Genomic DNA, 24,895 nt, shown 5'->3' with positions numbered 1-24,895 from the left:
ATTGCAACTTTAAGGCTAAGCCCAGCACCGCAAGCAACAGTTTCTTAACGGCTGCTTCTGGCGCTGTGGTTTGTTATAATCGGCGCCATCATCGCTGTAGAGTGAATAATCATGTTTGAGAATTTAGCTGACCGGTTAAGCGCCACCCTGAAAAACATTACCGGGCGTGGCCGGCTGACCGAAGACAATATTAAAGACACCCTGCGCGAAGTGCGCATGGCGCTGCTGGAAGCGGATGTAGCGCTGCCGGTGGTGCGTGACTTTGTCGCTAACGTCAAAGAGCGCTCAGTTGGGCTTGAGGTAAGTAAAAGCCTAACGCCAGGGCAGGAGTTTTTAAAAATTGTCCGCAAAGCCTTAGAAGAGGCGATGGGCGAGGCTAATGAAGAGCTGGCATTAAATACCCAGCCACCAGCAGTAGTGTTGATGGCAGGTTTGCAAGGTGCCGGTAAAACGACTTCTGTGGCCAAGCTGGCGAAATTTTTAACCCAGCGCAAAAAGAAAAAAGTATTGGTTGTTTCTGCTGACGTGTACCGTCCGGCGGCAATTAAACAGCTCGAAACACTGGCAAAAGATGTTGGTGTGGAGTTTTTCCCCAGCGACATCTCGCAAAAGCCGGTTGATATTGTTAATGCCGCTATAGCGCATGCCCGCACGCGCATATTTGATGTGCTGCTGGTCGATACCGCCGGCCGTTTGCATGTCGATGCTGACATGATGGATGAGATTAAAGCCCTGCACAGCGCGGTAAAACCAATTGAAACCCTGTTTGTGGTTGATGCCATGACAGGCCAGGATGCCGCCAATACCGCCAAAGCCTTTAACGAAGCATTACCGCTGACGGGGGTTGTTTTAACCAAGGCAGACGGTGATGCCCGCGGCGGTGCAGCGCTGTCTATTCGTCATATCACCGGTAAGCCAATTAAGTTTATTGGTACCGGCGAGAAAACCGATGCGTTAGAGCCGTTCCATCCAGACCGTGTCGCCTCGCGCATTTTAGGCATGGGCGATGTGCTTAGCTTAATTGAAGAGCTGGAGCAAAAGGTCGACAAAGATAAAGCGGCGAAAATGGCGCAAAAAGTGATGAAGGGTAAAGGCTTCTCGCTGGAAGATTTTCGCGAGCAACTGGTACAAATGCGCAGCATGGGCGGCATGATGTCGATGTTGGACAAATTGCCGGGGATGAAAAACTTACCCGCCGGTGCCATGAACCAAATGGGCGATAAGCAGTTTGTTAAAATGGAAGCCATTATTAACTCCATGACACCGAAAGAGCGTGAATTCCCGGATCTGATTAAAGGCTCACGCAAAAAACGTATCGCTGCAGGTTCGGGCACACAGGTGCAGGACATTAACCAGCTGCTGAAGCAATTTACCCAAATGCAGAAAATGATGAAGCAGATGTCGGGTAAAGGCGGTTTAATGAAGATGATGCGTGGCATGGGCGGTAAAATGCCGCCAGGTATGCTGCCTCCACGTTAACCACGTTGACAAACCCGCCCGCAGGCGGGTTTCTTTATTCTGCGCATAGTGCGGCTAAGCCGCGAAATACCTTGCATTTGGCCGGTAAATCAGTAAAATGCTGCAGCCCTTCAGTCTGACTGGGGGCTTTGTTATTTTTGATAAAACCTGAACGATAAAATTAGAGGGCCTTATGGTAACTATTCGTTTACAACGTGGTGGCGCGAAAAAGCGTCCATTTTACCAAGTTGTGGTAGCGGACAGCCGTTTTGCTCGTGATGGCCGTTTTATTGAGCGCGTGGGTTTCTTTAACCCAATCGCCAGCGGTACTGAAGAGAAACTGCGTCTAGACCTGGACCGCGTTAATCACTGGGTAGCACAAGGTGCTTCATTAAGTGAGCGCGTTGCAACTCTGGTAAAAAACGCTAAAAAAGCAGCTGCTTAATTAGCAACAGGTTGGTGGAGTAGTCAGCTTGAGTGAGAAAGATTTAGTCGTTCTTGGCAAATTTGGTGCGGTTTACGGCATCAATGGCTGGCTGAAAGTAAATGCTTACACCGACTTCCCGGAAGGGATTTTTGATTACACACCCTGGCAGGTAAAATTTCAGGGTAACTGGCAGCCAGTGCAGGTTTCCAGCTGGAAGCGCCATAGCAATGGCCTGATAGCGAAACTAGACGGCATTAATGACCGGGATTTGGCACAGCAGTATGTTAATGCTGAAATTGCCGTAGCAAGCGACGTGCTACCTTCGTTAGAAGAGGGCGAATATTACTGGAAAGACCTGATGGGTATGGCAGTAATAAATGAAGCGGGCTACCACTTAGGTGAAGTCACTGACATGATGGAAACCGGCTCTAACGACGTTTTAGTGGTTAAAGCCAACCGTACCGATGCATTTGGTCAGAAAGAGAGGTTGTTGCCGTTTTTAATGGATACAGTGATTAAAAACATCGACTTAACCGAGCGTCGCATTATCGTAGACTGGGACCCGGCGTTTTAATGCCTGAAAACAGTAAATTGTGGGTAGGAGTGGTAACACTGTTCCCGCAAATGTTTGAAGCAATAACGCAATATGGGGTAACCGGCCGTGCTGTTAAGCAGGGCATTATGCAGTTGCAATGTTGGAACCCGCGTGATTTCACAACGGATAAACACCGCACTGTCGATGACCGGCCTTATGGTGGTGGCCCAGGTATGCTGATGATGGTGCAGCCGCTAAGTGACGCTATACGCGCCGCCAAGCATGCTGCAGGAGAAGGTGTACACACGGTGTACTTGTCGCCGCAAGGCCGCAAGCTGGACCAACAAGGTGTCACCGAACTGGCGCGATATTCTAAGCTGCTGTTAGTAGCTGGCCGGTATGAAGGCATTGATGAGCGCGTAATAGAAAGCGAAATTGATTCTGAGTGGTCAATTGGCGATTACGTGTTAAGTGGCGGTGAATTGCCCGCAATGACGCTGATAGATGCAGTGTCGCGCTTAGTACCAGGAGTACTGGGGCATGAACAGTCGGCAGAGCAGGATTCTTTTGCGTCCGGTTTGCTTGATTGCCCACACTATACAAGGCCGGAAGTGTTATCAGACAAACAGGTTCCCGCAGTATTACTGAGTGGAAACCATGAAAATATACGACGCTGGCGTTTAAAGCAGTCTCTTGGGAGAACCTGGCTTAGACGACCAGATATGTTAAATCTCCTGGCTCTGACTGAGGAGCAACGACGGTTACTGGCTGAGTTTCAACAGGAACACCAGCAAGAGTGCCGGACGGGGCAGCAAGAAGACAGTTAATTCCAGGTAAAGTGAGATTGTTATGAGCAAAGTTAGCCAAAACATTATCAAGCAGCTTGAACAAGAGCAGTTAAAACAAGACGTTCCAGCGTTCGCGCCGGGCGATACTGTTGTAGTTCAGGTAAAAGTTAAAGAAGGTGACAAAACCCGTTTACAGGCTTACGAAGGCGTTGTTATCGCCAAGCGTAACCGTGGTCTGCACTCTTCTTTCACTGTACGTAAAATCTCTAATGGCGAAGGTGTTGAGCGTGTATTCCAGACGCACAGCCCGCTGGTAGACAGCATCACTGTTAAACGTCGTGGTGCCGTTCGCCGTGCTAAGCTTTACTACTTACGCGATCGTTCAGGTAAATCAGCGCGTATCCGCGAAAAGCTTAACTAAGCAACCCTTGAAAGGCCGACACTTGTCGGCCTTTTTTCTTTCTGGCATGGTAGTGCTATGACATACCTTAATGCCCCGCTTACGGAACCGGTTCTTGCGCTGTTGCAGGGCCAGTTACTCAATATCATCTGCACGGCGCCGGTAGCGGCTGCAGAGCCTATTGAAGAGCAGTACCTGCTCAATCGGCTTGGCTTAAAACTCCAGTCAGAGGCAGAGATCAGCGCAGATCTGGCGCGTTTTCAACAGCACTTTGTGCTTTACCATTTATTGTTCCGCCTACAAAGCGAGCTACTTGAACTTAATCAGGGCTATCTGTGTATTGGCCTGGCTAAAGTGCAGTTACTTGCCCCGACTGCCCTGCCTGAAGCGGAAGGGCAGGATAGTCGGCGAAATTACTATATGAACTGGCAAAACTTCTATCAGATGACTGAACAATTGCTTGATCAGCATATTGATGCCTTTTGGCAACACGTCTTAGCTAGCGGTAAAGCTGCTAACGTCCTTGCTTACTCAGAGGCACGGGCGGTATTGCAGTTGACTGATGATTTTAGCCAGGCCGAGTTAAAACGCGCTTATCGAAGCCTCGCGTTGCAGCACCACCCGGATCGTGGTGGTAGTGCAGAGCAATTTATTTTGTTGCGTCAGGCCTACCAGCAACTACGGCAGTAACCATCTTTTTGTAAACAAAATAATACGATAGTAAGATTGTCTTGCTTTGTCTGTATATCTTGATTTTATTGGTGTTGCCTGGGTTGACGCTGGCAGGTTGGATCTTTATTATGCGTAAATTGTATTTTAATGATTACGCAGTGTATAAATAAGTTTACGTAAGGGCGCGTTTAGCAAGTTTAGTGTTTTTACCTATGCTTAATGCCTGCAAATTCTTTGGCGGAGTTTTAGCATGAGCAAGATAGTTGACGATTTACGCATAGTGGCGGAGAAACCGCTTAGTCCACCGGCAGTAATGAAAAAGGTGCTGCCGTTGTCAGAGCAGGGCGCGCACTTTGTGCAACAAGCCCGCAATACTATCGCTGACATAGTGCATGGCCGTGATAAACGTTTGCTGGTGGTCACCGGCCCTTGCTCAATTCATGATCCGGTTGCCGCTATTGAGTACGCGCAAAAACTAAAGCAGTTGCAGCTGCAGTACGCCGACAGTTTATACATTGTCATGCGGGTGTATTTTGAAAAACCGCGCACCACAGTGGGCTGGAAAGGCTTTATTAACGATCCGCATCTGGACGACTCATTCGATTTAGAAACCGGCTTAACTTGGGGCCGCGAATTGTTGCTAAAAATGGTGGAGATGGAACTGCCCACCGCCACCGAAGCGTTAGATCCGATAAGCCCGCAGTATCTGTCAGATTTAATCAGCTGGTCTGCAATAGGCGCCCGCACCGTTGAATCGCAAACCCACCGCGAGATGGCCAGCGGTTTGTCTATGCCGGTTGGTTTTAAAAATGGTACTGATGGGAATTTAAATATCGCCTTAAATGCGCTGCAATCTGCAGCCAGTGGTCACAGCTTTATCGGGATTAACCAACGCGGTGAGGTGAGCTTAGTGCAGACTGCCGGTAACCCGGATGGCCATATTATTTTGCGCGGTGGTGCCAAGCCAAATTATGACGAGCAAAGCATTAAGGACGCACTGGCTAAACTGGATAAGTTAAAACTGCCGCGCGGCATCGTAGTAGATTGCAGCCATGGTAATTCGAATAAAGATCATAACCGCCAAGGCGAAGTAGCACTGAATGTGATTAGTCAACGGCTGGCCGGCAACGATGCCATTATTGGCATTATGCTGGAAAGCCACTTACATGCTGGTCGGCAAGACTTAATTAACGGTAAAGCGGAGAAATACGGTGTATCGGTAACCGATGCCTGTATTGATTGGGATACCACCGCCAAGCTACTGGCAGAGATCCACCAGCAAATGCAACCTGTGGTGGCGGCTGCTTAAGATGAGCGATTCAGCTAAGCAGGCCTTGGCACCGCTGCGTGAGCAGATAGACAGTCTTGACAGCCAGTTGGTAGCTTTACTTGCCAAGCGGGCTCAAGTCACGGCTCAGGTAGGGAAAATAAAGCAGCAGTATGCCCTGCCGGTGTATGTACCGGAGCGCGAGCAGGCACTGTTAACCGCGCGGCGCCAACAAGCTGAGCAACTGGGCGTGTCGGCAGATTTAGCCGAAGATGTGCTCAGGCGCATTATGCGTGAGTCGTATCAGACACAGGAAAGCGGTTTTGTCTGCTGCCGGGAAGGCGGCGGTAAAGTGGTGGTGGTCGGCGGCGACGGTGCCTTAGGTGCGCGTTTTGTTAGCCTGTTTCGCCGCTCTGGTTTTAACGTTCAGGTGCTGGAGAAACAAGACTGGCTGCAGGCAGAACAGCTTTGTGCTGAGGCTGTGTTGGTGCTACTGGCAGTGCCTATTACACTTACGTCGCAGGTAATTGCACAATTACCCCCGTTGCCGGCTAATTGTATTCTGGCTGATATCACCAGTGTTAAAGCGCAGCCGCTGGCCGCTATGCTGGCTAAACACGGTGGCCCGGTGGTAGGTTTGCATCCGATGTTTGGCCCGGATATTACTAACCTGGTGAAGCAGGTAGTGGTGGTGTGTCATGGTCGCTCAGAGCAGCAATATCAGTGGCTGTTAAAGCAGTTAACAGTCTGGGGTGCTGAGCTGGCGGTTAAACAAGCGGCAGAGCATGACAGTGCCATGCAACTGATCCAGGCCATGCGGCACTTTTCCTCTTTGGTCTATGGTGTGCATTTAGCGGATGAGAACGCCGACTTAAATGAACTGTTGCAGCTAAGCTCGCCGATTTATCGGTTGGAGCTGGCGATGGTGGGGCGCCTATTTGCGCAAAACGCTGAGCTTTATGCCGACATTATGCTGTCATCCTGTGAAGTTACGGCTTTGCTGGAGCGTTATCAGCAGCGTTTCACGGCGCTGCTGCAGTTGCTGAAAGACAAAGATAAAGCCGGGTTAATGGCGCAGTTTGGTAAAGGCCAGCAGTTTTTTGGTGAGTTGGCCGGGCAATTTTTGCAGGAAAGTAAGCAACTGCTACAAAAAGCGGCTGACAGCCGCAGCTAATCGGGCAACTGGTAAAAATCCAGTATCAGCTGCCAGGCCTGTTCTGGGCTGTCAGCATACTGGAGCAAGTCGACATCATCTGCACTTATCAAACCTTCTTCCACCAACATGTCGAAGTTGATCAGGCGCTGCCAAAAGGCTTTGTCATACAAAATCACCGGCACCCGCTCAGCTTTTTTGGTTTGAATAAGCGTCAGCGTTTCAAACAGCTCATCTAAAGTGCCAAAGCCACCGGGGAAGGCGACCAGAGCGCGGGCGCGCTGTAAAAAGTGCATTTTACGAATGGCGAAATAGTGAAACTGAAAACAGAATTGCGGGGTGATGTAAGGGTTGGGCTGCTGCTCGCGCGGTAACACGATATTAAGGCCAATACTCTGACCACCCGCGTCCATGGCGCCGCGGTTAGCGGCTTCCATAATGCCCGGCCCCCCACCGCTAATTATCGTCATGGCGCAATCTTGGTGGCAGCAACTGTGGCGGGTGGCCAGTGCCGCAAATTGCTGAGATGCCGCATAATATTGGCTATTGCGCACTTGCTTTTGCGCTTGCTTCAGGGCTTGCTGGTTAGCCAGACTGTTTTCCGTAGCGGCTTGCTGCTCTGCTTTTATCAGTTCAGTTTGTGCATGTTCGGGCGATAAAAAGCGCGCACTGCCAAACACCACTATGGTGGCATCTATATTGTGCTGCTCTAACACCAGTTGCGGTTTTAAATATTCCAGTTGCAGGCGTACATGGCGTAGCTCGTCCTGCATTAAAAATGCATTGTCAGTAAATGCCAGTCGATAGGAACTATGGTCTTGTAACTTGCTGATTGCCTCTGCAGATTGCTGAGCAGAGCTGAGATGGCGCTCGTGTAATTGATGCGGATCGGGTGTCATCACGGTATCTCCATGGCAGAGCGTTAAGCTGGCTTTAGCTTAAAGCAAAAGCAGCGTAACTAACATATTGTTTGATATAGACTAACCTTTAAACTGAGTTAACGCTGTATAACAGTACGACATTGACCAGAAGGGATTACATTTATGCCACTGTCTGCAACGCTTGAATTTATCGGAGCTGCTCAGCAAGTGACCGGTTCTTGCTACCTTATTAGGCTAAACGGCAAACAAATTTTACTCGATTGCGGTATGGTGCAAGGCGCCGATCAGGTACGGGAATGGCACAAGTTTCGTTTTGCCTTTAAACCCAAAGACATTGATCTGGTTATTTTATCGCATGCTCATATTGACCACAGTGGCCTGTTGCCGCTGCTGGTAGCGCGCGGTTTTGACGGCAAAATTATGTGCACGCCGGGCACGGCCGAGTTACTGCCGGTGCTGTTAAAAGATTCGGTATTGCTGTACTTAAAAGACTTAGAGTGGCAAAACAAAAAAGCGGCCCGCGCCGGCAAAAAACTGCAAGAGCCAGTGCTTTCACTGCATGATGCTGAGCGGGTGGTGCAACTGTGCGAAACTCTGGCGTACAAAAAACGCCTGACACCGCTGCTGGGGCTGGAACTTGAATTTTGTGACGCTGGCCATATCCTCGGCTCCGCCATTGTGCAGCTCTGGTTAAAAGGCCATAAAGCAATGCGAAAGCTGGTGTTTTCCGGTGATTTAGGTAATCCGGCTACGGTGCTGATGCATGATCCTACTGATATTGGCCAGGCGGATATCGTGCTGATGGAATCCACTTACGGTAACCGCAACCATCAAAATATTGATAACTCGCTTGATGAAATGGCGCTGGCGCTGGAGCAAGCAAACAAAGACGGCGGCAATGTATTTATCCCTGCTTTTGCCCTGGGGCGTTCACAAGAAATCTTATACTACCTGGCACTACTGCATCATCAGGGGCGTTTAAAGCAGCGCATGGTGTTCCTTGATAGCCCAATGGCAATTAGCATTACCAATATTTACAATGATTACCTGCACTGCCTGGACCAAAAAGATCTGGCCGCTATTGGCTTTAAAAAAGGCATGCAGTTACAAGACTTATTACCGATGCTGCGTGTTACTGAAAAGGTAGAAGATTCAATGGCAATAAACCGCGTTAGCGGTGGCGCGATTATTATCGCCGGCAGCGGTATGTGTAATGGTGGCCGTATTGTGCATCATCTCAAGCACAATTTATGGAAAAGCTCTAACCATCTTATTTTTGTTGGCTTTCAGGCGTACGGCACTTTGGGTCGCCGTTTGGTCGATGGTGAGCGGCGGGTAAAGCTATTTGGTCAGGAAATCGTGGTAAAGGCCAAAGTGCATACCATAGGCGGCTTTTCCGCCCATGCCGGCCAAAGTGAATTGTTAGATTGGGCGCAGGCCATCGGCGGGCAGCCGCAGTTTTATCTGGTGCATGGTGAGATAGAGGCGCAAGAGGCTTTACAACAAGAACTGGCAGAGCTTGGGATTAACGCGCTAATCCCGCAAAAAGGTGATGTTATTGAGCTGTAAGACATAACACACATTTTGTTACTTCTGGCCTATGGTTGAATGCTAGGTGCTGTTTTATAGTCTGAACATTGTCAATTTTGGCAGTGCAACATGGAGCAGCACTATGCGGGGCTACACACTATGCCGTACTCTTTTTTCTGGTTTGTTACTGTTAAGCAGTGCAGTACAGGCGAACAATATGGAGCTTGCCAGCCAGGTGCAGGCGTTGTGGCAGGCTAATGATTATGCTGCAGCCAAAGCTTTACTGGCGCCTTTGGTAAGCAAACAAAGCAAAGATGCGCAATTACTGGCGTTACTGGGGCGCACTGAAGCGGGCCTGCAGCAGATGGAACGGGCTGAGGCGTTGCTGGAAAAGGCGGTTAAGTATGACGCTAATAACGCCGACTATCAGCATTGGTATGCTACTGCCAGCTGTAACCTCGCCAGCAGCGCCAGTATGTTTAGTGCGCTGGGCTATGCTAAACGCTGTAAAAAAGCCTATGAAACCGCGCTGAAGCTGGCGCCGGAGAACCCGCGCAGTTATATCGCCCTGGGCAGCTTTTTAGCTCAGGCGCCCGGTATTGCCGGCGGCGATAAAGATAAAGCACAAGCGCTGGCGCAGCAGCTTAAGCAACTGGACGAAGTACAAGGCTGGTTGCTGCATTTAAGGTTGACTGAGTTTAGTGATGATGAGGCCTTTAAACAGTTTTTAGCTGAAGCTAAGCCGCTGCAGCAGCGCCCAGAGGCTTATTTTCAGCGCGCTATGCAGCTAACTGCACAGGAGAGTTATCCTGCTGCTATTGCTTTGCTGCAGCAGGCAATACAACAACCCGCTGTAGATGATGACGCTAAAGCTTCAATTGCCGAAAGCCATTATCAGTTAGCACGCTGCGCGGTACTGGGTAAAACCGCTATTAGTGAAGGCATTGCCGCTATGCAGCACTATTTGCAGCATGCGCCAAAGGCAGATCGCCTTGATTGGGCTAAATTTCGCTTAGCGCAGCTGTATTTACTGTCAGATCAAACCGATAAAGCTAAGGCTCTTACTCAGCCGCTATTGGCCTCGACAAATGATGACAAACTAAAGGCTGAGCTGAAAAAGATACTTTGATAAACTACAGGTCTGACGCTTATCAGGCCTTTTTTATGACACGCCCAACCCTTAAGTCTATTCATCATGTGGCAATAATTTGCAGTGATTACGCCCGCTCTAAACGTTTTTACACGGAGTTGTTGGGGCTTAAAGTGCTGGCCGAAAACTACCGCACCGGGCGCGATTCCTGGAAGTTAGATTTAGCCCTGCCAAACGGTAATCAAATTGAGCTATTCAGCTTTCCCAGTCCCCCCCCCAGGCCCAGCAAGCCAGAAGCACAGGGCCTTCGGCATCTGGCATTTGTGGTAGATAATGTTGCAGAGTTTGCCGATTATTTAACCGTAAACGGCGTAGCAGTAGAACCGATCCGCGTCGATGAGTACACCGGTAAAGCCTTTACTTTTTTTCAAGACCCGGACGGCCTGCCACTGGAACTATATCAAGCGTGAATTGGGGGGCGCAGAACCTGCCGCTGCGCCTCCTGGCTTAGGTATTTACTACCTGCGTCGGCTCAATATCTTCACTGGGGTAACAGCCTAATACCTTAATAAACTTGGTAATTTTATTCAGCTCTTCCAGCGCGCGGGTCATGGCATAATCATTCAGGTTGGCAAATACATCGACATAGAACATCTCTTCCCAGGGGTTGCCATTAATGGGGCGGGACTCTAGTTTACCCATGCTAATGCCGTGTTGTTTTAGCACTAACAGTGCATCTACTAAGGCGCCTGGTTGCTGGCCGGTGTACATAATAAAGGTGGTTTTTGCCGGTATGGCTTTTGCCACCGTCACGGGTTTACGCGCCACCACAATAAAGCGGCTGACATTGTCTTTTTGGTTGGCTAAGTCACGCGTCAGCACTTCAAGGCCATACAGCTGGCCGCCTTCTTCCCCGCCAATCGCAACAATCGTTGGGTCTTGCTGCTGTTTAATGCGGTTAAAGGCATCGGATGAGCTGTCACAGTATTCTATTTTCACTTGCGATAACCCTTGCAGATATTGACTGCACTGGGCAATGACCTGCGGGTGGGCACAGACTTGACGAATCTTGCTTAAATCAGTGCCCGGCAAACCCAGCAGGCAGTGGGCAATAGGGTGGGTCAGCTCGCCGACGATAGACAAACGGGTGTGCTGCAGTAAATCATACACCTCGTTAATACTGCCCGATGAGGTGTTTTCAATCGGCAGCAGTGCATAGTCGGCATGGCCGGTTTCTACTGCCTGCACAATCTCGTTAAAGCTGTCGCAGCCCTGCTCAATAATGCGCTCGGCGCGGCGGGTAAAGTATTTTTGCGTTGCCCAGTAACTGTATGAACCCTGCCCACCCAAAAACGCCACCCGTACCGCAGGTGCATCGGTGCCGTTTAACTGACCCTGGATTTTAGCCTGCTGCTGCAATACTGAGTCTTCAATAATGACATGGTACAGCCGGGTAACATACTGTGCGTCCAATCCGAGCGGCTTACCCTGGTTAATCAAAGAGACCAGTAACTCCTGCTCGCGCTTTTGATCGCGGATCGGTTTATTCTGCGCCAGTTTGGCATCAGCTACCGCCAGTGCCAGTTGGCGACGTTTGGCCAGCAGGCCCAACAGCTGCTGATCGGTATCGCTTATCGCGTGGCGTATTTCATCCAGTTCCATGTGCATTCTCTTTTTGTAAGTAAAATAAGCAAAAAAAAACCTCCCGGTGTGGGAGGTTTTCAGGTTTTACTGCGCGCGCAGCTTACCGCCTCCCGTTTAAGGTGGTAAAGCGAAAAAAGCTGAGCGCGATAGATACGGTGTTCATGTTCGCTAACATAGTCCGTCTGGATGGCTAAAGTCAACCCTGCGGAGTAAGCAGCAGTTGATATTTTTTCTCACCGGGTAAAAACGGCAACGCCACCTCGTTTAACCAGTAGTGGTGATCGGCGCGATAAAACGGCGATAACGGGTGGCCCGACTGCCCGGCTGGTATGGTTAGTATGCCAAGCTGTTCTTGACCAGGCGCCACTACCATCCGTTGTGACTGGCCAAACCCTGGCCGCTGTACCCTTGGCATATGGCTGTCACCATTAAGCGGCGTGGCCGGCATATTTAGCCAGTCGCCCAAAAGCGGTACGGCGCTGGCCAGCGGGTGTGAAATGCTGGCGGTGTTGATGTTACCCCAGTTGGCTTCGTGAAGGCTGCCGAATTGTTGTTCCAGTTGGGTTTTGCTTTGCAGCACGGCGTCAAGCAGTAAAGCATCCCAGCTGGCATAGGCATCGGGCAGGGTATCAGCACGGCGCTGCTGTAGCAGGGCCCAAAGTGGCGTTTCCAGAGAATATTTTAAATTCTGGCTTTGGGCACCGTGTTGCTCAAGATAGGCTGACAGCGGTGCAAATTGCAGTTCAAGCAACTTAACACGGAAGGCACGCACCAGGCTGTAGCCAACGTCGTCCACCGCTGCACGCTGGCTACCTGTGATGATGTGCTGGCGGTAAGCTTGTAACTGATGTGCTGATACCACGTCATTCGTGAGCACGGTGAGTAACAGATCGCGCCAACGCTCAAGCATCAGCGCCCGGTTATCCAGTTGTATCGCGTGCAAAGCCTGCTCATCAGCCTGCTTTAAGGTGTTAAGGCGTTGCTGAATCTGCCAACCCCGGGCGCCCAAGTCATAACCGCCGTTGCCGATAAGGCGATAAAACTCGCCACCTATCATACGGGCGTTGGCGGTCCATAAGCGTTCAGCCTCACTGATGCTTAAGTGCTGTGCTTCGTCAATAACACCAAACCAGCCTTGCCGACCGTCACTCCAGTCTTGTGCGGTATCAAAATCATCTAACTGACGTTTGGGGATACGGTTAGTCAGACGCCAGCCAATGTCACCTTTGCTGTCGGCCGCCAGCAGGTTTTGTGACGGTATACCAAAACTGGGTGCCAGCGCCAATGCTTGCTCTGCGGTGGTTGCATGTTCTAACGCCAGCAGGTTCAGGTTTACCGCCTGGCTATCATAACCTACCCAGCTTAGGGCGTAGGCCGGGCTGTCAGCAAAGCGCACAACGGGTCCCCAGATGGTTTCTGCCAGCTCAACGGTTTGGTCGGCACCGCCGGCTACCTTAATGGTTTCATAGTAATACTGCAGGTTTTGCCAGCCATCGGCTGTCAAGTAGCGCTTACCATCGTCAGATAACTTAAGCGCAACCAAATCGTGCCAGTCGGCTGTGCTGTTGGTAAAGCCCCAGGCCAGTTGTCCGTTAGAGCCAACCACAACCGCCGGTGTGCCGGGCAGCGTAAGCCCGGTGACAGTACGTATTTTATCGTCATCGCGCCAGTTTAACTGGGCCTTAAACCAGATGCCGGGTACCCGGCTGCTTAAGTGCATGTCATCGGCCAGAATAGCGCTGCCATGTGCTGTCAGGCTGCCGGCCACAGCAAAGTTATTACTGCCAATGTCGGTGGCATCTTTTACTTGGCATTGGTTGCAGCTGGTCAGCTGCTGTTGCAGCAGCTCAGGGTAGGGGCTGTCAGGCAGGCTAACCGGTGCTGTGACGCTATTGTCCAGTGCGGCCTGCCAAATATCAGATTCTTGCTGTAAAAAACGGTACCAGTCAGCCGGAATGCTTTGTTTTAGCACTGTCATTGCATAATCATCACTGCCCAATTTGCCCTGTAAATCCAGATACATGGTATAGATGACTAAAATGGAGTCGGCATTCTGCCAGCGCTCAGGGTGCTGTCTCAGTAGCAGGTATTCAAATGGCCTGACCTTAAGTGCGGCCAGACCATGGTTAACACCGCGGCTGTACTCGCTCAGTAGCTGGTTTTCTGCAGAGCCTAACTGTGCCAGGGCGCTTTGCGCACGCTGGCGAAAGCGATGCTGGCGCAGCGCTTTATCGGCTGTTATAGCGCGCTCACCAAACAGTGCCGACAGTTCACCGGCAGCGCTGCGGCGCAATAAGTCCATCTGAAAAAAACGCTCCTGGCCATGGGCAAAGCCCAGCGCAAAAGCAGCATCATTGCGATCGGCCGCATGAATGCTCAGGTACCCCAGTGCGTCGCGCTCCAAGCGGGCGGCGTTAGCAATGCCTGTGCTATGCTCGCCCTCGTACTTGGGTAAACTTAAATACAGTAGGGCAAATATTACTGCCGTTGCTGCAGTCAATATCAGCGTTACCACGCTCAGCAGCCATTTCCACCAATTCATCTTTCGTACTCTGTAGTATAAAATCAAAAACTTAGCATAACGGAGACTTTGCCGAATGTCACAACCAGTTAAAGTATGGGATTTTGCCGTGCGGTTTTTCCACTGGAGCCAGCTGCTGCTGATAGCCGGTTTGTGGTACACCGGCGAAGAGGGCTTAATGGCGCAGCATCAGTTGTTAGCGTACACCCTGTTGGCACTGATAGTGGCACGTATTGTCTGGGGGGTTATTGGCAGTGACTCGGCGCGTTTTAGCCGCTTTGCCGCAACACCACTTGAAGCTCTGCGATACCTGCACCGGCCTTACCCGGTAACAGGGCATAACCCGGCATCGTTTTATATGATTATGCTGCTTATCGCCTTAGTATTACTGCAGTTAATTACCGGCCTGGCAACCTTTGACAATAGCTACTTAAGTGATGGCCCCCTGGTCAGTGTGCTGCCATCGGCTTGGGTAGATATTGCATCGGCTATCCACAAAATTAATATCAATGTGCTGCTGGCAGCAATAGCAGTGCACGTTGTGGCGGCGTTGTGGCACAGCATACGGCTGCATAATGTGTTGTGGGTTATGTTAAGTGGCAAAGACAGGCAGACCGGTGAAGTGCCCCCCAAGTTAAAGCACTCAGGTTGGTTTTTTTTGCTGCTTGCGCTGCTGTTAACTGCGCTGTACTACTGGCAGGGGGCTAAGCTAATGGCGCTGCTGTAAGGCAGCGCCGCATGAATAGCACAACAGGTTTATTAGTTTTTGTAATCGTCGTGGCAGGCTTTGCAGTTACGGGCAAAGCTGCCAAAGGCTTTACGAATTTCAGCCTGATCGCCACTGTCAGCAGCGGCTTTTAACAGTTGAGCATCAGTAGCGAGTTTTTCACCGCGGCTGTTAAAGTCTTGCAGGTTTTGCCAAATTGCCGCTTTAGCATCACCACCGCCTTGCTCTGCACCCGGCACAGTAAAGGCTTCCCAGGGCAGTGTGGTCAGGGTAGCCAGCGCAGCTGCCCGTTTTGCCACTCTGGCTGCATCATAATTAACATCACCTTTTAACATGTCGCCAATGTCAGCCATATTGTGGCGGATTAGCTGGAAGGCCGATTGGCGGTACTTAATACTGTCGCCAGCGTCAGTAAAGGCACTTTTGGCCATCACGGTAGATGAACAAAGGGTGAATAACAGTGTTGCGACTAAGGGTTTTTTCATGGTTTCATTCTCTTTTGCTGAATTTACATGCAATAATGATTTGGCAATAGCTTAGCAGAACGCAATTTTTTGCCAATAATCAAGTGTTTTACAGGATCAGGCCGTATAAGTGAAGGACGTCAATTTTACTAAACCAAGCGGAACGGATTCACTGGGCTTCAAATTTGCCCTGGTGGTGTTTAGCGCTATAGTACTGGCCGGTTTTGCCATTGGTTATGTGGTTATGCTATTGCAACAGGATATTGCCTTGCAGCAACAGCAACAACAGATAGAACAACGCGCCAAACGTTTGGCTACCCAACTTAATTACGATTTGCTGCAAAAAGAACAAAAAGCGCTGGCGGCTAATCAGGTGGTGATGCGTAAGCTGGCTCAGACCAGGCTGGCAGCGCCGCTTCGCTTAACAGAGGCCGCTGATGGCAGTGTGCGATCCTGGGATGATTATTCCGGCGCCTTTATTGCCGCCAATGGCTATAACGGCCGCACAGCCGCCTTGTTTGACGTAACGGCTGGCTTATGGCAGCAATTGTCTCCTTTGATGTTGCACGACTTTTTTAATTTTTACTTTATCAGCAAAGAGCAGTTTATCCGCATATCACCGGCCGATTGGGCGCTGCAGGTAGAGGCGGGGCATGATTTTCAGCAGGATCTGTTTTATCAAATCGCCACGCCCGAACAAAACCCCACCCGCCAACCGCGCTGGACGCCGGTTTACTACGACGATATCTGGAAAAAATGGATGACCAGCTTGATTATTCCGCTGTATATCCAGGATGAATTTATAGGTGTTACAGGTGTTGATTATGTGCTGGGCGATATTTTAACCAGTTTGCCAGCGGGTGAACCGCTGCAAAAAGTCATGCTGTTTGACAGTCAGGGCCAGGTCATTGGCCTGCCGCCCCGCCGCAGTGAAAACGAACCGGCGATGAATAGCCCCTATGCCGGCGTCAATATTCAGAATGCGGCCTTGCAGCAGTATGCCTCTGCAGTGGCAAAGCCCACAGTAAGCCCTGCTGAAGCGGCTACTTTACTGCCTGAACATCTTATCTATAGCGCGCCGGTTGAGCGTTTAGACTGGCACCTAGCCGTTTACAGTGAAAAAGCAGCGGTACTGGCTTCACTAACGCAGTTTCGGTTTAAATTATTAATGACCTTTTTTATCGTGGCACTTTTGGTGTCGCTGCTGCTGCAATTTATTGTCTACCAATTTATGTTAAAGCGGATAAACCGCTTATCAGCGGCGATAAACCGGCTGTCACGCGGTGATTTACAGCAGATAACACTAGACCATACACCTGATGAAATAGGCTTGTTAAATCAGGCGTTTGGCAGTATGTCGGCCGAAATTGCCGAGTTGGTTAACGGCCTTAATGCCCGCATAGAAGAAAAGGAGCTGGCCGAGCGCTCGGCCCGAAAGCTCAGTAAAGCAGTGTCTTTCTCAAGCTCGGGCATAGTGCTGACTGATCAGCGGCTGAATGTCGAGTATATCAACCCGTTTTTAACCGAAATGCTCGGCTGTGACACAGAACAGCTGCAGGCACAACCTTTACACCGTTTATTTGCCGAAGAGATGCACCATGTCGGTGAAGAAATTATGCAAACTCTGGGCGAGCGTCAGCACTGGCGCGGCGATATGTTGCTGCAATATCAACACAAGCAGCTTTGGGTATCGCTGGCGATAGCGCCAATCCGGGACGAGAAGGGTGATATTAGCAACTATGTCTGCGCCATGCAGGATATTTCCTTTATTAAAGCCAGCCAGAAAAAAATGGAACAGCTGGCTTACTACGATGTGCTGACTGGCCTGGCTAACCGCAGTTACTTCCGCGATCAGTTACGTAAAGCCATTGCGATGTCTCACCGTGGCTATTACAACTTTGCGCTGCTGTATTTTGACCTAGATGAGTTTAAACGTATTAACGACACGCTAGGCCATGATGCCGGCGACGAGCTGTTAAAAGAGGTCGCCAAGCGGCTTATCAGCCGGCTGCGTGAAGAAGACACCATAGCCCGCCTGGGTGGGGACGAGTTTGCCGTTATTTTAAGTGGTATTAAAGACCGCGGCCAGGCTTCAGCCATCGCTTCTAACTTGCAACAGGCGTTTGCTGCACCTGTGAAATTGGGGCAACATGAGGTGTCAATAAGCGCCAGTATCGGTATTACCGTGGCGCCCGAGGATGCCGCAGAAGAGGAGTTATTGCTAAAACATGCCGATTTGGCGATGTACGAGGCCAAAGCGCGTGGTAAAAACACCTTTCATTTCTTCAGCCCCGATTTAAACGAAGCCGCCAAAGAGCGCTTACTTATCGAAAACCAGCTACGTGAAGCAATCCGCGAGCATCAGTTTTTACTCTACTATCAGCCGAAAATTGATATCCGTGACAACAGTATTGTCGGCTATGAAACCCTATTGCGCTGGCTAAGACCGGATAACACCCTAGTGCCGCCGCTGCGGTTTATTGGTGTGGCTGAAAGCACCGGCCTTATTGTGCAAATTGGCGAATGGATTATCTGGGAAGCCTGTCGTTTTCTCACCCGTCAGCATAGCCGGGGTTTTGATGTCAGTTTGTCAATTAACCTGTCCGTGCGGCAGTTTAATGACGATAACCTGCCAGAAATCGTTGAGCGCATTTTGCAACGTACCGGCGCTAAACCGTCTAGTTTAATTTTTGAGATCACCGAAAGTATGTTAATGGGTGACACCGATGCGGCTATTAACCAGTTAAATCAGTTAAAACGTCTGGGTGTGTCTTTATCTATTGACGACTTTGGTACAGGCTATTCATCGCTTAGTTATTTAAAGCGTTTTCCGGTAGACGAGCTAAAAATAGACCGCTCGTTCGTCAAAGATATCCCGGATGATCGTAACGACATGGACATAGTCGCGGCGATCATCGCCATGGCGCAGAAAATGAACCTGCGCGTGGTAGCAGAAGGGGTGGAAACGGCAGAACAAGTTGAGTTTTTAAGAAAAAATGCTTGCTACCAGGTTCAGGGTTACTACTTCAGCATGCCATTGGCAGAGCAGGAGCTAAGCCGGCTGAACTATGTTGTTAACAGTTAACCGCTAATTCAGGAACATGTTATGACCAAAGCCCGTCTGTCGCTGCTAAGCTCAGCGCTGCTCACGGTTTTTACCGCTGGTAGCCAAGCCGATCAGACTTCACCGCTGCAAGGCATTATCGATAAAACACCTAACCTTATCGCCCTAACCGGAGCCACCGTTTACACTGAGCCCGGTAAAAAGCTGCAAAATGCTACCGTGCTGATTGCCGATGGCCGCATCAGTGCTGTTGGCAGCAAAGTGTCGGTGCCGGCCGGTTATCAACAAATTGACGCCAGCCGTTACACGCTTTACCCCGGCTTTATTGACCCCTATACCCTATACGGCATAGAAGCTGCCAAGCCGGCTAAGCCGGGCAGCTACCGCGATGCGCCGGTGTATAAAAACGAGCGCAAAGGCGGCAATGCCAGTAATGCGGCTATTCATGCTGAATTACGCTGGGTGAACGAGTTTAAGCCCGACGCAAAAGCGGCAGAGGAGCTGAGAAAGCTTGGGTTTACCGCTGCGCAATCAGCGCGAATGGACGGCATTTTTCGGGGCCAAGCCTTTGTCAGCTCTTTGGGGGAAGGTTTACCTAACGAGCTTATATTAAAAGCGCAAGGGCCGCAGTTTATGGCCTTTAGCAAAGGCACCTCAGTGCAAAGCTACCCGTCATCGTTGATGGGCAGTATAGCGCTTATCCGCCAAACCTTAAGCGATGCCAATTGGTATAACCAGGCCTATGGTAAAACCGATGTGCGCTATTTTAATGCGCCAATCGAGTATAACGCTGCGCTAGATAGCCTAGGTCAGTTGGCGCAGCAGGGGGCAATTTTTGAAACCTCAGATGACCGCTCTTTGCTGCGGGCGCATTTGCTGCTCAACGAATTTAAGCTGCAAAACGCTGCACTGGTCGGTTCTGGCTATGAATATGTGCAGTTGGATGCGATTAAAGCGATGCAACGCAAGCTGATTTTACCGCTCAATTTTCCGGCGGCACCGGCAGTAGAGCAGCTGGCCGATCAGCTGGATGTCAACCTGGCCGATTTGCGCCATTGGGAGCGTGCACCGGCTAATGCGGGCGCGTTAGCCAGTGCCGGTGTGCCTTTTGCACTTACTACTTACAAGTTAAAAGAAAAAAAAGACTTTTGGCCCAACTTGCGCAAAGCGGTTAAGCACGGTTTATCGCCGGATAGTGCGCTGGCCGCATTGACTACCGTACCGGCTGCTATTGCAGGCGTGTCAGATAAGCTGGGTAAAATTGCGCCGGGTTATCAGGCCGATCTGGTGCTGGCTAGCGGTGACTTATTTGCCGATGGCGAAATTGTTGCGACCTGGGTGCGTGGTCAGCAGCATGAAATTAAGCCGATTGCACCGGTTGAATTTGCCGGCGACTATCAGCTCACGCTAGAGGGTAAAGCAGTAAAAATCAGCTTAACCGGCTCGGCCGATAAGTTGAGTGGTACCGCAGTACTACTGGGCGCTGAATCTGAAAAAACTGTCAAACTGGAGCATGTGCTTAGCCAGCAGCAACAGCTGCAGTTTAGTCTGAAACTGGCTGAATTAACCGGCAGTAATCAGGTAGCGCAATTTAGCGGCCAGCTGCTTAACAACCAGTTAAGTGGGAAATGGCAGCTGGGTACCGCAACTTATACCGCTCAGGCGCAGCGCCAGCCGCTGAGCTCAGACGACACTGCGACTAAAACGGCAGCTACCAGCGACAAACCGGCGGCCTTTATCTCTAAGCTCAGCTTTCCAAACCGCGCCTATGGTTTGCCAGAGCGGGCGAAAATGCAGAATGTGCATATTAAAAATGCCACGGTCTGGACCGCTGAAGCCGATGGCGTGCTGGAAAATACCGATGTTATTGTGCGCAACGGCAAGTTTGACAAAATTGGCAAAAACCTCAGCACTCCTCGAGGCTTTGAGGTAATAGACGCTACCGGCATGCATTTAACACCGGGCCTGATTGATGAGCACTCGCATGTTGCCATTGAGGCCGGTGTCAATGAAGGCACTGACGCAGTGACTTCAGAAGTGCGCATTGGTGATGTGATAAACCCTGAGGACATCAATATTTACCGTGGCCTCACCGGTGGCACCACTACCGCGCAGCTGTTACATGGTAGTGCTAACCCTATAGGTGGTCAGGCGCAGGTAATTCAGTTCCGCTGGGGCGAGACAGCCGAGGGTTTAAAAATGCAGGCGGCACCGCCAAGCATTAAGTTTGCCCTGGGTGAGAACGTCAAGCAGGCAAACTGGGGTGATGCCTTTACCGAGCGCTATCCGCAAACCCGTATTGGTGTGGAAACCACCATTCGTGATGCCTTCCAGGCAGCTAAAGAGTACAAAGCCCGGCTGGCCGATTACAACAAGTTGTCTAAACGCCAGCGCGAGCAGGTGGCCCCACCGCGCATGGATTACCGCTTACAGGCACTGGTTGAAATTCTGGACAAACAGCGCTTTATTCATACCCACTCATACGTGGCGTCTGAAATTCTGATGTTGATTGAACTGGCTGATGAAATGGGTTTTAGCATCACCACCTTTACCCATATTCTGGAAGGTTATAAAACCGCAAAAGAAATGGCCGCCCATGGCGCCAGTGCCTCTACCTTCGCCGATTGGTGGGGGTTTAAAATTGAAGTGCAGGACGCTATTCCGACCAACGCCTGTTTAATGGCAGAGCAGGGTGTGAATGTCAGCATTAACTCTGACGATGCCGGTTTACAGCGCCGGTTAAATCAGGAAGCCGCGAAATCCGTAATGTACTGCGGTATGAGCGAGCATGACGCGCTGAAGATGGTCACCATTAACCCTGCAATGCAGCTGAAAATTGATGGCGTGACCGGCTCGATCAAAGCCGGCAAGCAGGCTGACTTTGTGCTGTGGAGTGCACACCCGTTGTCGGTATACAGTCAGGCACAGCAAACCTGGATTGGCGGCACCAAGTACTTTGATATCAACACCGACAAGGCGCTACAGCAACAACTGGACGCTGAGAAAGCGGCTCTGGTGCAAAAAGTGCTGGGTGCAGGAGATGACGCCAAAGCCGGTGATAAAGACGCTTATAAGCAAGATGAACCTGAGTGGCACTGTGAAGATCAGGGCGACTGGTGGCACATCGGCCGTCACTTACATAGCCATGGCCACAGCCACTAGGGAGACAGATAATGAAATTAACGAAACTGAGTTTATCTTTAGCGCTGGTGGCGCTCAGCTTAACGGTTCAGGCGCATGATATGGTACCGGGTAAAGCGCAAAGTACACCGCTGCTGCTCACCAACTTGACGGTGCACACGGTAACCGATGGCGTAAAAAACGACACTGATGTGTTAATTGTCGATGGCAAAATTGCCGCCGTGGGGCCGGATCTAGCGCCGCCGCAAGGCGCTCAGGTGTTGGACCTGGACGGTAAACACCTGTACCCAGGCTTAATTGCGCTGGCCAATCAACTGGGTTTGGTTGAAATTGAGGCGGTGCGTGCGACAGACGACACTACCGAGGTTACCCACACTAACCCGGATATAAAAGCGCGGGTGGCTTATAATGCCGACTCGGAAGTGATCCCAACCATTCGCAGTAACGGCTTTGCCTATAGCATGGTGTATCCGTCTGGCAGCATGTTAATGGGGCAATCGAGCTTAATGCAGTTAGACGCCTGGAATCATCAGGATGCGCTGGTTGCTGATGGCACGGGTTTGCATATTCGCTGGCCTAATGCCAGCACGTTAAGCTCGCGCTGGAACCCAAGACCGGCTGATGAAGTGCGTAAAGCCAACGAGAAACAGCTGGCGCAATTGACCCAATACTTTGCTGATGCCAAAGCTTATTACGATGCGGAAAAAGCGGGCTTAAACCATGGCCTGGACTCGCGCTGGCATGAAATGCTGGCGGTGTTTGACGGCGATAGACCACTGTTTGTCCATGCGGACGATGAGCGGCAAATTCGACAGGCAATGTTACTGGCAAACCAGTATGGTTTAAAGCTGACCATCGTCGGCGGCCGTGACAGCTGGCGCCTGGCCGATGAGCTGGCTGCCGCCAAAGTTGCGGTTATTTACACCGCGCCTTATGGCTTGCCCAGCCGGGTCGATGAAAACTACAAGCAAGCCTTTGTGGTGCCCAAAACCCTGCAGGATGCCGGCGTGCAGTTTGCGCTGTCATTAGATGGTTTCTGGGATACCCGTAACCTGGTGTTCGCAGCCGGTCAGGCTATAAGCTACGGCTTAACGCCAGAGCAGGCGCTGCGCTCAGTGACGATTAACGCGGCACAAATTGCCGGTGTGGCCGATAAGATTGGCAGCATCGAAGTGGGCAAAGCAGCCAGTTTAGTGGTATCAGAGGGCGATATTTTCGATTATCTCGGCCATAAGGTTACTCACTTGTGGATTGACGGCCGGGAAGTGGATTTAAATAACCGTCATAAACAGCTGCATAACAAATATCAGCAGCGTATCAACTAAAGTACGCTGTAGGTCGTAAAAACAGTGCCAGCCTTTGCTGGCACTGCTGTTTAAAGGAAAACCGATGAAGAAAACCGTTGTATTTATTGCTGCTGCGTTAAGCCTGGCAGGTTGCTCGGCGACAGCACCCGTTAGCCCAACTAACACCGCGGCCAGTGCCACCGCGATAGAAGCCCATATGCAGTTTCTGGCCTCAGATGCATTAGCCGGGCGTGACACCGGCAGTAACGAGCATGAAATTGCCTCACTGTATATTGCTAGCCAGTTACAGGCGCTGGGGTTAAAGCCGGCCGGTGACAATGGCAGCTATTTGCAGCGCGTGCCACTGCGAAAAGCCCGTTTGGCGCAAGACAGTGCCAAATTTACCCTGCATGTTGACGGTGTAAGCACTGAGCTGGCGTACCCCAAGGCCTTTTTTACCGGCCCCAGTTTGCAATTTGCCAACACAGAAGTGACAGCGCCTTTGGTATTCGCCGGTTATGGTTTGGTATCAAAAGAATTTGGCCTGGACGATTACGCCAATTTAGATGTGGCTGGCAAAATTGTGGTATTGCTCTCGGGTCGCCCCGACAGCTTACCCAGTGAAGAAGCCGCGCATTTAAACAGCCTGAAAACCCGCCTGGCCGCCGAGCGTGGCGCAGTGGGTATTATTACCCTGCATACGCCAAAGCAGGAAAAAGTGCGGCCTTATGCCAGCAGTTTGCTGTATTTAAACACGCCATCAATGGAATGGCTGCAGACCGATGGCACACCCGCTGACAGCTACCCAAATTTAAAAGCTGGCGCTTACGTGCATCCTGATGCGGCAGCCGCGTTCTTTAGCAAAGCACCGCTGTCGCTTGAAGCGATTTTTGCCACTTTAGATGCGCCCAAAGGCCCGGCAGGCTTTGAGCTTGGCGTGTCGGCCACCTTAAGCCGCAGCAGCCTGCATGAGGATATCAGCAGCCCCAATGTCGTAGCCGTGCTGGAAGGCTCAGATCCTAAGCTGAAAGACGAGTACGTGGTTATTACCGCGCACTCAGATCATATCGGTTTTAGCAACGATTTACGCAGCGAAGATAAAATTAATAACGGCGCGATGGACAACGCTGCCGGCGTGGCCATTTTGTTGGAAACTGCCCGTCAGTTTGCCAGTCTGGCGCAAAAACCGAAGCGGTCGATTTTGTTTTTAGTGGTAACCGGTGAAGAAAAGGGCCTGCTGGGCGCCGACTATTTTGCCAATAACCCAACCCGACCTATCGATAAACTGGTCGCCAACGTTAACCTGGACATGCCAGTACTACTGTACCCCTTTGCCGATATGATTGCCTTTGGTGCTAATCACTCGTCGCTAGGTAAAGTGGTTGAGCAGGCAGCCGCCAAAGAGGGCATTGCTTTAAGCGCCGATCCTATGCCGGAGCAGGCCATTTTTACCCGCTCAGATCACTACACGCTAGTGAAAAAGGGCGTACCAGCGGTGTTTTTAATGACTGGCTTTAAATCGCAGGATCCCAAGCAGGATGGCGGTAAGGTGTGGGCCAGCTTTTTTGCCAAGCATTACCATAAGCCATCGGACGATATTCCAAGCTTAATTAAAGACTACGGCGCAATACGCTATGATTTTGGCGCCATCTTTGCCGATATTAACTTTAATATCGCACTAGACGTGGCCAATACCGAGCAGCGGCCTTACTGGTTAAAAAGCAGCTTTTTCCATGATGTGTTTGGTCAGCCGTATAACCGTGAAGAGGTAAAGTAAGACAGCATAGAGCTCTGCACTCCGGAGTCGAACCGGATTGCTCACGCTAACACGCCGTAAACCCATCCCT

20 protein-coding genes are annotated in these 24,895 nt (G+C 50.7%); 16 read left to right on the top strand and 4 right to left on the bottom strand.

Annotated features, from left to right (window positions below):
- Positions 1-111: 111 nt before the first annotated feature.
- The 8 genes from ffh (at position 112) to tyrA (ending at position 6,721) form a co-directional block, all read left to right on the top strand.
- Positions 112-1,479, top strand: coding sequence for a signal recognition particle protein (gene ffh, locus ABGI61_RS08720; protein ID WP_347599919.1), 1,368 nt, complete (start codon positions 112-114; stop codon positions 1,477-1,479).
- A 172-nt stretch (positions 1,480-1,651) separates the two neighbouring features.
- Complete coding sequence (gene rpsP / locus ABGI61_RS08715; protein WP_008220268.1) at positions 1,652-1,903, top strand: 30S ribosomal protein S16; 252 nt, start codon at positions 1,652-1,654, stop codon at positions 1,901-1,903.
- A gap of 28 nt (positions 1,904-1,931) precedes the next feature.
- Positions 1,932-2,459: a ribosome maturation factor RimM gene (gene rimM, locus ABGI61_RS08710; protein ID WP_347599916.1), complete on the top strand. Its 528-nt coding sequence runs from the start codon at positions 1,932-1,934 to the stop codon at positions 2,457-2,459.
- Entirely contained in the window at positions 2,459-3,247 is a 789-nt protein-coding gene (trmD, locus tag ABGI61_RS08705) for a tRNA (guanosine(37)-N1)-methyltransferase TrmD (protein WP_440590654.1), read from the top strand. The genes rimM and trmD overlap by 1 nt, the downstream gene beginning before the upstream one ends.
- 22 nt (positions 3,248-3,269) lie before the next feature.
- Entirely contained in the window at positions 3,270-3,629 is a 360-nt protein-coding gene (gene rplS, locus ABGI61_RS08700) for a 50S ribosomal protein L19 (RefSeq protein ID WP_008609837.1), read from the top strand.
- 57 nt (positions 3,630-3,686) lie between these two features.
- Complete coding sequence (locus ABGI61_RS08695) at positions 3,687-4,298, top strand: DNA-J related domain-containing protein (protein WP_347599911.1); 612 nt, start codon at positions 3,687-3,689, stop codon at positions 4,296-4,298.
- 232 nt (positions 4,299-4,530) lie between these two features.
- A complete protein-coding gene (locus tag ABGI61_RS08690; RefSeq protein WP_347599908.1) occupies positions 4,531-5,589 on the top strand; it encodes a 3-deoxy-7-phosphoheptulonate synthase in 1,059 nt (352 codons plus the stop codon).
- Position 5,590: 1 nt separating this feature from the next.
- Positions 5,591-6,721 (top strand): bifunctional chorismate mutase/prephenate dehydrogenase, encoded by a 1,131-nt coding sequence (gene tyrA, locus ABGI61_RS08685; protein ID WP_347599905.1) that lies wholly within the window; start codon positions 5,591-5,593, stop codon positions 6,719-6,721.
- On the opposite strand, the gene ABGI61_RS08680 is transcribed toward tyrA, so the two are convergent.
- Positions 6,718-7,599, bottom strand: a complete 882-nt coding sequence (locus ABGI61_RS08680; protein WP_347599996.1) for an LOG family protein — start codon at positions 7,597-7,599, stop codon at positions 6,718-6,720. The genes tyrA and ABGI61_RS08680 overlap by 4 nt on opposite strands.
- A 144-nt stretch (positions 7,600-7,743) precedes the next feature.
- Between ABGI61_RS08680 and ABGI61_RS08675 the strand changes: the two genes are divergently transcribed.
- From ABGI61_RS08675 to gloA2, 3 genes are all read left to right on the top strand, one after another.
- Positions 7,744-9,150 carry an MBL fold metallo-hydrolase RNA specificity domain-containing protein gene (locus ABGI61_RS08675; RefSeq protein WP_347599902.1) on the top strand — a complete coding sequence of 469 codons (1,407 nt, stop codon included), beginning with the start codon at positions 7,744-7,746 and terminating at the stop codon, positions 9,148-9,150.
- A 103-nt stretch (positions 9,151-9,253) separates the two neighbouring features.
- Positions 9,254-10,240 (top strand): tetratricopeptide repeat protein, encoded by a 987-nt coding sequence (locus tag ABGI61_RS08670; RefSeq protein ID WP_347599899.1) that lies wholly within the window; start codon positions 9,254-9,256, stop codon positions 10,238-10,240.
- Positions 10,241-10,275: 35 nt separating this feature from the next.
- Entirely contained in the window at positions 10,276-10,671 is a 396-nt protein-coding gene (gene gloA2, locus ABGI61_RS08665; protein WP_347599896.1) for an SMU1112c/YaeR family gloxylase I-like metalloprotein, read from the top strand.
- Between the two features lie 37 nt (positions 10,672-10,708).
- On the opposite strand, the gene ABGI61_RS08660 is transcribed toward gloA2, so the two are convergent.
- Together ABGI61_RS08660 and ABGI61_RS08655 are read right to left on the bottom strand one after the other, a co-directional pair.
- Positions 10,709-11,863 carry a chorismate mutase gene (locus ABGI61_RS08660; protein WP_347599893.1) on the bottom strand — a complete coding sequence of 385 codons (1,155 nt, stop codon included), beginning with the start codon at positions 11,861-11,863 and terminating at the stop codon, positions 10,709-10,711.
- A gap of 178 nt (positions 11,864-12,041) precedes the next feature.
- Positions 12,042-14,387 (bottom strand): penicillin acylase family protein, encoded by a 2,346-nt coding sequence (locus ABGI61_RS08655; protein WP_347599890.1) that lies wholly within the window; start codon positions 14,385-14,387, stop codon positions 12,042-12,044.
- A 55-nt stretch (positions 14,388-14,442) separates the two neighbouring features.
- On the opposite strand from ABGI61_RS08655, the gene ABGI61_RS08650 reads away from it, so the two are divergent.
- A complete protein-coding gene (locus ABGI61_RS08650) occupies positions 14,443-15,093 on the top strand; it encodes a cytochrome b/b6 domain-containing protein (protein ID WP_347599887.1) in 651 nt (216 codons plus the stop codon).
- Positions 15,094-15,125: 32 nt separating this feature from the next.
- On the opposite strand, the gene ABGI61_RS08645 is transcribed toward ABGI61_RS08650, so the two are convergent.
- The gene (locus ABGI61_RS08645; RefSeq protein WP_347599884.1) at positions 15,126-15,578 is read right to left on the bottom strand and encodes a c-type cytochrome; all 453 of its coding nucleotides are present in this window, start codon (positions 15,576-15,578) and stop codon (positions 15,126-15,128) included.
- A 109-nt stretch (positions 15,579-15,687) separates the two neighbouring features.
- Here ABGI61_RS08645 and ABGI61_RS08640 point away from each other — a divergent pair, with 109 nt between their 5' ends.
- From ABGI61_RS08640 to ABGI61_RS08625, 4 genes are all read left to right on the top strand, one after another.
- Entirely contained in the window at positions 15,688-18,642 is a 2,955-nt protein-coding gene (locus ABGI61_RS08640; protein WP_347599881.1) for a bifunctional diguanylate cyclase/phosphodiesterase, read from the top strand.
- Between the two features lie 21 nt (positions 18,643-18,663).
- Positions 18,664-21,783, top strand: coding sequence for an amidohydrolase family protein (locus ABGI61_RS08635; RefSeq protein WP_347599878.1), 3,120 nt, complete (start codon positions 18,664-18,666; stop codon positions 21,781-21,783).
- Between the two features lie 11 nt (positions 21,784-21,794).
- Entirely contained in the window at positions 21,795-23,087 is a 1,293-nt protein-coding gene (locus ABGI61_RS08630; protein WP_347599875.1) for an amidohydrolase family protein, read from the top strand.
- A 64-nt stretch (positions 23,088-23,151) separates the two neighbouring features.
- Positions 23,152-24,825, top strand: a complete 1,674-nt coding sequence (locus ABGI61_RS08625) for a M28 family metallopeptidase (RefSeq protein ID WP_347599871.1) — start codon at positions 23,152-23,154, stop codon at positions 24,823-24,825.
- Positions 24,826-24,895: the final 70 nt, after the last annotated feature.

The organism is Rheinheimera fenheensis (assembly GCF_039871805.1).
Classification (GTDB): Bacteria; Pseudomonadota; Gammaproteobacteria; order Enterobacterales; family Alteromonadaceae; genus Alishewanella; species Alishewanella fenheensis.
The sequence above is the reverse complement of the archived record's forward strand: the minus strand, read 5'-3'. Positions and strand labels throughout refer to the sequence as shown.